7 protein-coding genes are annotated in these 8,821 nt (G+C 65.8%); 1 reads left to right on the top strand and 6 read right to left on the bottom strand.

Going from position 1 to position 8,821, the window contains the following annotated elements:
• Nucleotides 1–314: 314 nt before the first annotated feature.
• Both PMI02_RS13235 and PMI02_RS13240 read right to left on the bottom strand, forming a co-directional pair.
• A complete protein-coding gene (locus PMI02_RS13235; RefSeq protein WP_157222516.1) occupies nt 315–1,385 on the bottom strand; it encodes a DUF3089 domain-containing protein in 1,071 nt (356 codons plus the stop codon).
• 5 nt (nt 1,386–1,390) lie between these two features.
• On the bottom strand, nt 1,391–2,782 hold the full coding sequence (locus PMI02_RS13240) for an MFS transporter (protein WP_007683438.1): 1,392 nt from the start codon (nt 2,780–2,782) through the stop codon (nt 1,391–1,393).
• A gap of 243 nt (nt 2,783–3,025) precedes the next feature.
• On the opposite strand from PMI02_RS13240, the gene PMI02_RS13245 reads away from it, so the two are divergent.
• A complete protein-coding gene (locus PMI02_RS13245; protein ID WP_036503783.1) occupies nt 3,026–5,236 on the top strand; it encodes a beta-glucosidase in 2,211 nt (736 codons plus the stop codon).
• Between the two features lie 28 nt (nt 5,237–5,264).
• On the opposite strand, the gene PMI02_RS13250 is transcribed toward PMI02_RS13245, so the two are convergent.
• The 4 genes from PMI02_RS13250 to PMI02_RS13265 all read right to left on the bottom strand — a co-directional run.
• Nucleotides 5,265–6,080, bottom strand: coding sequence for an alpha/beta hydrolase (locus PMI02_RS13250; protein WP_238539073.1), 816 nt, complete (start codon nt 6,078–6,080; stop codon nt 5,265–5,267).
• Between the two features lie 218 nt (nt 6,081–6,298).
• Entirely contained in the window at nt 6,299–7,525 is a 1,227-nt protein-coding gene (locus tag PMI02_RS13255) for an alpha/beta hydrolase-fold protein (RefSeq protein ID WP_007683446.1), read from the bottom strand.
• Nucleotides 7,526–7,637: 112 nt separating this feature from the next.
• Complete coding sequence (locus PMI02_RS25910) at nt 7,638–8,186, bottom strand: cupin domain-containing protein (RefSeq protein WP_157222517.1); 549 nt, start codon at nt 8,184–8,186, stop codon at nt 7,638–7,640.
• A gap of 23 nt (nt 8,187–8,209) precedes the next feature.
• Nucleotides 8,210–8,821: LLM class flavin-dependent oxidoreductase (locus tag PMI02_RS13265; RefSeq protein WP_007683449.1), on the bottom strand; the 612-nt coding region annotated here is incomplete at its 5' end.

The following is an 8,821-nucleotide window of genomic DNA, read 5'->3' on the forward strand; positions in this document are numbered from 1 at the left end:
TCGGCTGCCGGTGCTGCCGGTGCTGCCACAGCAACGAGCGTTGGCGCCGCCGCCATGATCACGCCGGCGGCGCTCGCCAGTGCCGGAAGGAGAGTCTTTCTGGTCATGTGTAAAGCCTGCCCGTTGGAATTGCGTCGTGCCGCCCCTGCCCTGGCCCTGTGCGACACTCCCTCTTTCGGGTGCCTGTACACCAAGTCTGGCGGAGCCGCGCTATTTTCAGTCTCCCACCGATCTAGATCGCCGCGCCGGACTTGCCCGATTGCCGGCGCCGTCTATCCGCCGTGCGGTCAGCGAGGTCAGCGAGGTCAGCGATGTCAGCGATGTGCCTTGAGCCAGGCGGCTACGCGCAAGGCGGCATTTGCCCGGATGTCGGCGTAGAACAGGCCGAAGTCGTGATAGTGCAGGCTTCCGCCCGGCATCGTTTTGAGGTCCAGCCCCGGAGCAAGATAGCTGACTGCCAGGCCCCGCTCGCAGTTCACGGCGACGGCCCCTGCCCGCAGCGGTTTCATCGGGCCGGAGCCGGGCTCACCGGGGACCGCGCCCTTGGCTTCGGCCGAAAGCGATGCCGGGCGGCGGCGATCGAACGTCACCGGATTGATGCAGAGCGGCTTCTTGCCCGGAACATCGCCGTACTTTTGCACGAAGCCCTTCTCGAAGGCGGAGACCATCGGTTCAAGGTCGGAACCAGCCTCGATGGCGTTCCACTGCAGGGCGCAGCCGGTCTGCGCCGGGCTGTCGCAGATGGGGACGTGTTTGTAACGCAGCCCGAACTCTCCTTCGGAGAGGTTGATGCCAATGATATAGGCCGCCACCATGCGCTTCCGGAGCGGCGTGCCGTCGATGCGGCGCTCCAGCAGGTCCGCAACGTGTTTAGCGCCCTGGCTATGGCCCGCGATGATGAATGGCCGTCCCTTGCTGACGTTGGCGAGAAACCAGTCGAACGCCCGCTCGACGTCCGAATAGGCAAATGCGAAAGCCGCGTCGCGGTAGGCCGGGTCGCCGAGCGCCTTGTAGCTGGCTGCTCGGTATCGCGGCGCCCAGATCCGGCAGCAGGCGCCGAACACGCTCGCCTGCCGGGCCACCACGCTCTCGTCGACCCAGGCGTTGGCCTTGGCGTCTGCGATGTCCTGGCTCCACAGGGTCTGGCTGCGGAACGTCGTGGGGTGGACGTAAAACACGTCGACGCCGGGATCACGCGCTGCAGGCGTCGCGCCTTCAGGCAGCGCGCCCGCCGGGCCTGCGCCGCTTGGCCCCGCCGCCCAACTGGCTGGATCGGCATAGTCCGGCGCGGCAGACGCGCTGGCGGCGATGTCCTCCTGCGGCGTCGCGGCAGAGGCCTCGGCGACGGGTAACGCCGAAGCCGCGAGCAGAACCAGCCAGCGCATCACCTTCACTTTCCCTCGGGGAGACGGTAGCGCGAAAACACCAGCAGGCTGACAAGCTGCGTCGCCGCAGGGATCAGGCTGTAGAGAAGGACGATGCCGGTGATGGCGCGAGGCGTCTGGGTGACGGCTCCTCCGGTCGAGGAAACGAAGCCGAACGCACTCATGACCAGCCCCGCCACCACCGGACCAAGAGCGAACGACAGTTTTTCCATGGCGGAGAACAGGCCTGCGAAGACGCCTTCGTTGGCTATCCCCTTGCGGCGCCGCTCGTGGTCGATGGTGTCGGTCAGCATCGAGAGCGAGAGCATCACGAACGCCGAGTTCACCACGCCGATCACCGCGCCGCGCAGCAGCACCAGGAGGTGCTGGGTGCCGAGTGCGCCCACGCCAGGAATGGTTACCAGCACGTCGGTTGCGGGGTGGACGAAGAACCACGTCACCGTCACCAGTGCCCATGCGGCAGAGGCGACCACGTAAGTCCGCTCCTTGCCCCAGCGGCGCGAGAGGGACAGCCACAACGGCTGGGCAAGAATGCCGGCGATCGCCATGATGAGTATGAACAACGGAATGATCCAGATCGCCTGGATGGCGTAAAGGTAAATGAAGCCGATCACGGTATAACCCGAGGCTTGACCGATGTTCTGGATCAAACAGGTCGCCAGCAGCACGAGATAGGGCCGGTTGCCCTTGATCGCGCCCAACTGGTCGAGGAGGCTGCCCGGTGCGGTCGCGTCTCGGATCATCGGCACGCGGGCCAGGCCCAGCGCCGTCACCAGCATCGTCGCGAGGCACACGATGCCCAGAACCAACGCCATGATCGTCCACCCATGCTCGCCGCCACCGAGCGCGAAGATCAAGGGCTGTGCCACGCCCACGCCGACCAGTACGCCCAATGTCGAGAACACCATGCGCCAGACCATGATACGCGTGCGCTCATGTGGGTCATGTGACAGGGCAGCGGAGATTGCCAGGTAAGGCACCGAGAACATCGAGAATGCTGTGGATGCAAGGAAGAACAAGAAGCAGGTGATCGCTGCGGAAACGAGCGGGCTCGCGCCTTTGGTCAGTGTGAACAGCGCCACGAAGCCGAGGCTCGTGAGCACCGCGCCCGCAACGAGGAACGGTGTGCGCCCATATCGACCACGCAGCCGATCCGACCACGCGCCGACTAGCGGATCGCAGACAATCAGCCACAGCTTGGGTATCAACACCACCAGACCGGCCAACCATGGCTCGACGCCCAACATGGTCGTCAGGAAAAGCGGCAGCAGCACGGCCGGAGTATCGCGGAAAATCTGCGCACCTAGCTGACCGGTTCCGTAGCGCAGCAGGACCGAGGTCGGCACGCGATCCTCGTGCGGTCGGGATTCGTGCTGCAGGATTGCTGTCTCGATCATGGTGGACGTCTGCTTCCCGAATGCTTGATTTTTGTTGCATCGCAACATGGCGCAGGGTCTTCGCCGCGTCCACCTGGCATTCATGCCAGCCACGCACCACCCGGCACCGCCCGCGCACCGTTTATCCACCAGACGGACGCTGCAATGCGGCGCATGGACAGCGACCCTCGCCCCCCCGAGTTTTCGCACGACACCTCCGGCCTTCCCGTCCGGGACAACGGGGCCGATTTACGGAGACATTCGATGACGATCGCGCGCCTGCTTGCCTGTTCCGCCGTCTCGCTTGTTCTGGCCGCGCCCGCTCTTGCGACCGATCCGGATACGGTCGACCTCGCCGCCGCCGAAAAGCGAGCAGTCGAAACGGTGGCGCGGATGAAGCCCGAGGAAAAGACCATCATCACGCATGGGATCATGCCGCTGCCGGGCGGCGGGCCGAAAGTGGACATACCGGCGGACGCGATCATCGGCGCCGGCTATGTCCAGGGCATCGAACGGCTTGGCGTCCCGGCCCTGCGCGAAACGGATGCCAGCCTCGGCGTGACATGGGTGATGGGCGCGCGGAACGACTGGGCCACCGCCCTCCCCTCGGCCACGTCGCAGGCGGCCAGCTGGAACCCCGCGCTGATCCGGCGCGGGGGCGCGATGATCGGCGCGGAAGCGCGCGCGAAGGGATTCAACGTGCTGCTGGCGGGCGGCGTCAACCTGGCGCGCGACCCGCGCAATGGAAGGACTTTTGAGTATTTCTCGGAAGACCCGCTGCTGTCGGGCATTCTCGCGGGGGCCGCGATCCAGGGCGTACAGTCGAACCACATCATCTCGACCATCAAGCACTTCGCACTCAATGGACAGGAGACCGGCCGCAAATATGTGGACGTGAAGATCGCCTCGGGTGCGGCGCATGAAAGCGACCTGCTGGCGTTCCAGATAGGCATCGAGCAGGGCCAGCCCGGCTCGGTCATGTGCGCCTACAACCGCGTCCATGGTGCGCAGGCCTGCGACAGCGACTGGATGCTCAACAAAGTGCTCAAGCAGGAATGGGGCTACAAGGGCTTCGTCATGTCGGACTGGGGCGCGGTTCCCTCGATCCAGGCCGCGATCCACGGGCTCGACCATCAATCTGGCGAGCAGCTTGACCCTGGCGTGTTCTTCGGATCGCAGCTGGCCGACAAGGCCGCCGCTGACACGGCGTGGGCCACCCGCCTCAACGACATGAACCGCCGCATCCTCACCGCGATCTACGCGGCCGGATTGGACAAGAACCCCGCCCAGCCCGGTGGCACGATCGACTGGGATGCGCACGCCCTCGTCGCCGAGGACGTGGCTAAGCAGGGCATTGTCCTGCTCAAGAACGAAGACGGCGCCCTTCCGTTGGCGATGACCGCGAAGTCCATCGCCGTGATCGGCGGCTATGCCGATGGCGGCGTGCTTTCGGGTGCGGGATCGAGCCAGGTCATGGGCAAGGGCGGCCCGGCCGTGAAGCTGCCGGTGGCGGGCTCGGGCATCTGGGCTGGCTTCATTTCGGAATCCTACCATCGCTCCAGCCCGATGGCGGCAATCAAAGCGCATGCACCGAACGCCATCGTGCTCTACCGTCAGGGCCAGTACATCAAGGACGCTGCCGAGCTCGCCGCCCGCTCCGAAGTGGCCGTGGTTTTCGCCACACAGTGGATGACCGAAGGTCTCGATGTGCCCGACCTCTCGCTGCCGCGCGGGCAGGACTCGCTGATCGAGGCGGTGGCGGCTGCCAATCCCAATACCATCGTCGTTCTGGAAACCGGCGGGCCGGTGAAGATGCCATGGTTGGGCAAGGTCAAGGCCGTGGTCGAAGCATGGTATCCCGGCGCGCGCGGCGGTCAGGCCATAGCCTCGGTGCTGTTCGGCGAGACCAACCCCTCGGGTCACTTGCCGCTGACTTTTCCCGCTGAAGAAAGCCAGCTCCCCCGACCGCGTCTCGACGGCAGCGACTGGGTGGAACCCGATTTCGGAGGAAATCCGAAAAACGGCAAGGACAAGCTGCACGCCGACTACGACATCGAAGGCTCCGACGTCGGCTATCGCTGGTATGCGCGCAGCGGCACGAAGCCGCTTTTCCCATTCGGTTACGGCCTGAGCTACACCACCTTCACGCACGGGACGCCGGTGATCACGGGCACGGCGGCCAGCGTCGCCGTGACCAACACCGGACGGCGTGCAGGCGCGGACGTGGTCCAGCTCTACCTCACTGGCCGCGCGGGCGAGCCGAAGCGCCGCCTCGTCGGCTTCGGACGGGTGGAACTTGCCCCCGGTGCTTCGGGCACCGTCACCATGACCGTCGACCCGCGCCTGCTGGCCGACTGGAAGGACGGCAGATGGTCAATCCCTGCTGGCGACTACACGTTCGCAGTGGGCAGCGACGCCGAAAGGCTCAGCACCCCGGTCGCGATAAAGATGAACGCGCGCAGCTGGAAGGACTGACAGGCAGGTCCACTGCTCGCGCCAGGGCTCACTGCTTGCCGGTGAGCCCCTCGCCTTCGATCCACCAGAGGAACTCGTCCATCCAGCGATCGGTCGTGCCGCCCTGCGGTCGAGCGCCGAAGCCGTGGCCACCGCGCTGGTGGAGATGCAGTTCGGGGCGGTATCCCGTCTCATAGAGCTTATCGTAGAAGGCGCGAAAGCCGAGCCCGGCCACAACGTCGTCCTGCGCTAACGCCATGAACAGAGGCGGCAGGCGGCCCGGTGCCGGCGTCGCCGGGGGCTGGAGCCAAGGCTCCTTCGGCGTTCCCGGCGGATAGCGCAGGTTGGCCTCAGGCAGCGCGGGAGAAGGCGACGAGAACGGCATGCCGTAGATCAGCCCTGCAAAGTTCGGGCGGTCCTCCACCTTTGCCGCCAGCGCCATCATTCCCGCGACATGACCGCCAGCCGAAAAGCCAACCGCCCCGATTCGCTGGGGGTCGAGACCATAGTCCGCCGCGCGCGAACGCAGCAGGCGCAGCGTCTGCAACCCGTCCGCCGCACCGGGATCACCGCCGACGCCGGGCTTCATGGTCGCGTTGACGCGGCTGCGCATCACATCGTTGCTCTCGCCCGGAAGGGCAGCGATCACCCGATACTTGAGCACGAAGGCCGCCACGCCGTGCGCGGCCAACCACTGCGCCACGAGGTTGCCCTCCTTCTCGATCGCCAGAAGACGAAAACCGCCACCGGGCACGACGATCACGGCCGCACCGGTCGCTTTGCCGGCCGGAGGCAGGAATGCCTGGTAGCTGGGCACCGAGACATTCCATACCGTCTCGCCGGCATCTCGCAGTTCCTCGGCCACTGGGATCGGCGCCTTGCCCGGCCAGCCAGGGAGGTCCGGGACGCCTCCAGGCCAGACCGCAAGAGGCGGAAGCACTCGCACCCCGTCCGACGCTGTGCCGGAGGGCGCTGATCCCAGCAGCGTGGGTGAGGGCATTGACGCAGAGAGCAAAGGCGACGGGACCGCCGCGATGGACGCGAGCAGAACGAGGGCGAAACGGCGGTTCATGGCGCTTCTCATCAACGGAACAGGCGCGGCGCGAAATCGGCGAAGTAGCGCCGCCAGTTGACCCATTCATGGCCGCCATCGCTCTCATTATACACGTGAGCGATGTGGTAACGCTCGAACAGCGCGCGGGTAGGCGCCACGGTGGTGTGGATGAAGTCCTGCTTGCCCATCGCGAAGTAGACCAACTTCAGGTCCTGCGCACTCCGGCGCAGCCGGGCGTCGTATTTCGCGGCGTAAGTGTCCACCCCATTGAAGGCATCGCCTGCCGAAAGGCCCATCGAGAATACGCCGATCCAGCGGAACAGTTCGGGATGGGTCAGACCATTGCGTAAGGTATGCGATCCACCCATCGACAGCCCGGCCATTGCCCGCGCCTCGGGTCTGGAGTCGCTGCGGTAGTTGGCATCGACATAGGGGATCAGGTCCTTGATCAGGTCGTCACCGAAATCCGGGTTGTCGAGCGTCATCACCCCTTCGCGCAGGGGTGTATGACCGTCGGGCATGACCACGATCATCGGCAGCGCCTTGCCGCCGGCGATCAGGTTGTCGAGAATCAGGTTCGCATGGCCCACGCTCGTCCAGCTGTCATCGCTGTCGCCCGATCCGTGCACGAGGTAGAGCACGGGATACTTGCGCCCGTCCTTCATGTAGCCCGGCGGTGTATAGACATGAGCGCGGCGCTTGATGCCCAGCGACTTCGACCAATACTCGAGCGTGGAGACAGTGCCGTGCGCGACGGCCGCGTCCCAAGTCTGGAACGCGCCTTCGGGACCCTTAACCTCGAACGTGGAGTCGATGCCCCTGATCTCGTCCGAGAAGGTCTTGCCCAGCGGGTCCACCGTCTTCACCCCGTCTACCCGGAATGCGAAACGATAGGTATCGGCCGCGATCGGCCGGGGTGTAGTGACGCTCCAGAGGCCGGTCCTGTCCCTGGTCATGGCAAGCCCCTGCGGCGTGCCTTCGGGGAAGCCCATGGGAATGACCTTCGCGATATCGGTGCTGGTCAGCAGCACCTCGGCGGCAGCTGGCGCGCAGAGCCGGAACGTCACGCGCTGGTCGGGCAACTGCTCCACCGAGGTATAGGGCATCTGTCCGGAATAGAATCGCGGCGTCGCGCAGGTCGAGGGATCGAGCTTGGGCGGCTGCGTCTGCGCGGCTGCCGGCCCGGCCCAATTGAAGGCGGCAGCGATGGCAAACAGCATGGCGGCAGATGGGGTGACGAACTTGCAGCAGACCATGCGACATTCCTTTCGCGGAAACGGCGAGTGCCGCTCCCACGAAAGGTCACCGTCGGTGGCCCGGCAACAAACACCGGACTCGCGTCCTATCCGACTGGCGAACTTCGCCGGTTTACTTGTTCTTCCCGTCCTGCGCCTGAAGCCGCGCAGCAACGCATTTTTCGGCGACCATGCCATCGGGGCAACTGTTCGCCTTCGGAGTAAGCGGGCTGTCCTTGGGCAGGCGCACCGTGAGAATACGAACCGGTTCGGTGCCGATCATGCGCGACGTATGACCACGTCCGGTCACATCATCGGCCAGCACGATGTCGCCCTTGGACAGGATGTGCTTCGATCCATCTCCCAGCCCGACTTCGAGCTGGCCGGCCAGCACGATCAGGAAGCGCGGGGTGGAGACCCCGTGGAAGTCGATGAAATCGCCCGGCAGGGTGTCGCCGATCTCGACGTCCGTGGCGCGGAGGCGTGACTGCACCGAATGGCCATCGCCCCCGCCGGTCAGCGGCAAATCGATGATCTCGAGGTGCGACTCCCCGTCCTCGCCGCCGGACATGTGCATGATCCGCATGGCTTTTCCGCTCGGCGAAAGCGGCGAGACCGGAGGCGGATCGCCGGCCTCCTGCGCCGCAGCAGGCACCGAGAAGATACCGACCATGGCGGCCACGGCCACAAGCTTGAAACGGGCTCTCATACTACAGCTCCCATCGGTTCGCTCTCCAATGACGGGGCAGTGCCCGCCGCTTCGTCGTGCCTAGCGGCCAGTTCGCGGAGGCGCGGGATCAGTTCGCGGCCCTGCACCGCTATGTCGCCGAGCAGGTCGAAACCGCGCAGCAAGAAGCCGCTGATTCCCATCGCATAATAGTCCATCAGCGCATCGGCCACCTGCTCGGCCGTACCGACAAGCGCCGGGGGCAGCACAGGTGTCGAGAAATCGATCGAGGCCCGGGTGATCCCATTCCACAGCCGCTTGTCCACCAATTCGCTGCCGTTCGCCAAGGCTTCCAGTTCTTCCCGGCCGGAGCCGCCGCGAGTGGTCGCCAGCTTGGGGTCCAGCCGCATCGCGGTGCCGGTCGCCTCGCCCTTGCCGTTTTCGGCGCCGGCGATCTTGCCCTGCTGCTCGGCCGCCGTCTCGCGCAGAGCCTCGATCACTTCGCTGGCAGCCTTCCACGCCTGCTCCTCCGTATCGCCGAGGATCACCCGCGCCGACGTCTGGAGGCGCAGCGGGCGGCCGGTGGTCGCCCAGGCCCCCTGCACCTGCGCCACGGTCTCGGCCATCTGCGCGAGCGGCTTGAGACCGCC

The organism is Novosphingobium sp. AP12 (assembly GCF_000281975.1).
In the GTDB taxonomy this organism is placed as follows: domain Bacteria; phylum Pseudomonadota; class Alphaproteobacteria; order Sphingomonadales; family Sphingomonadaceae; genus Novosphingobium.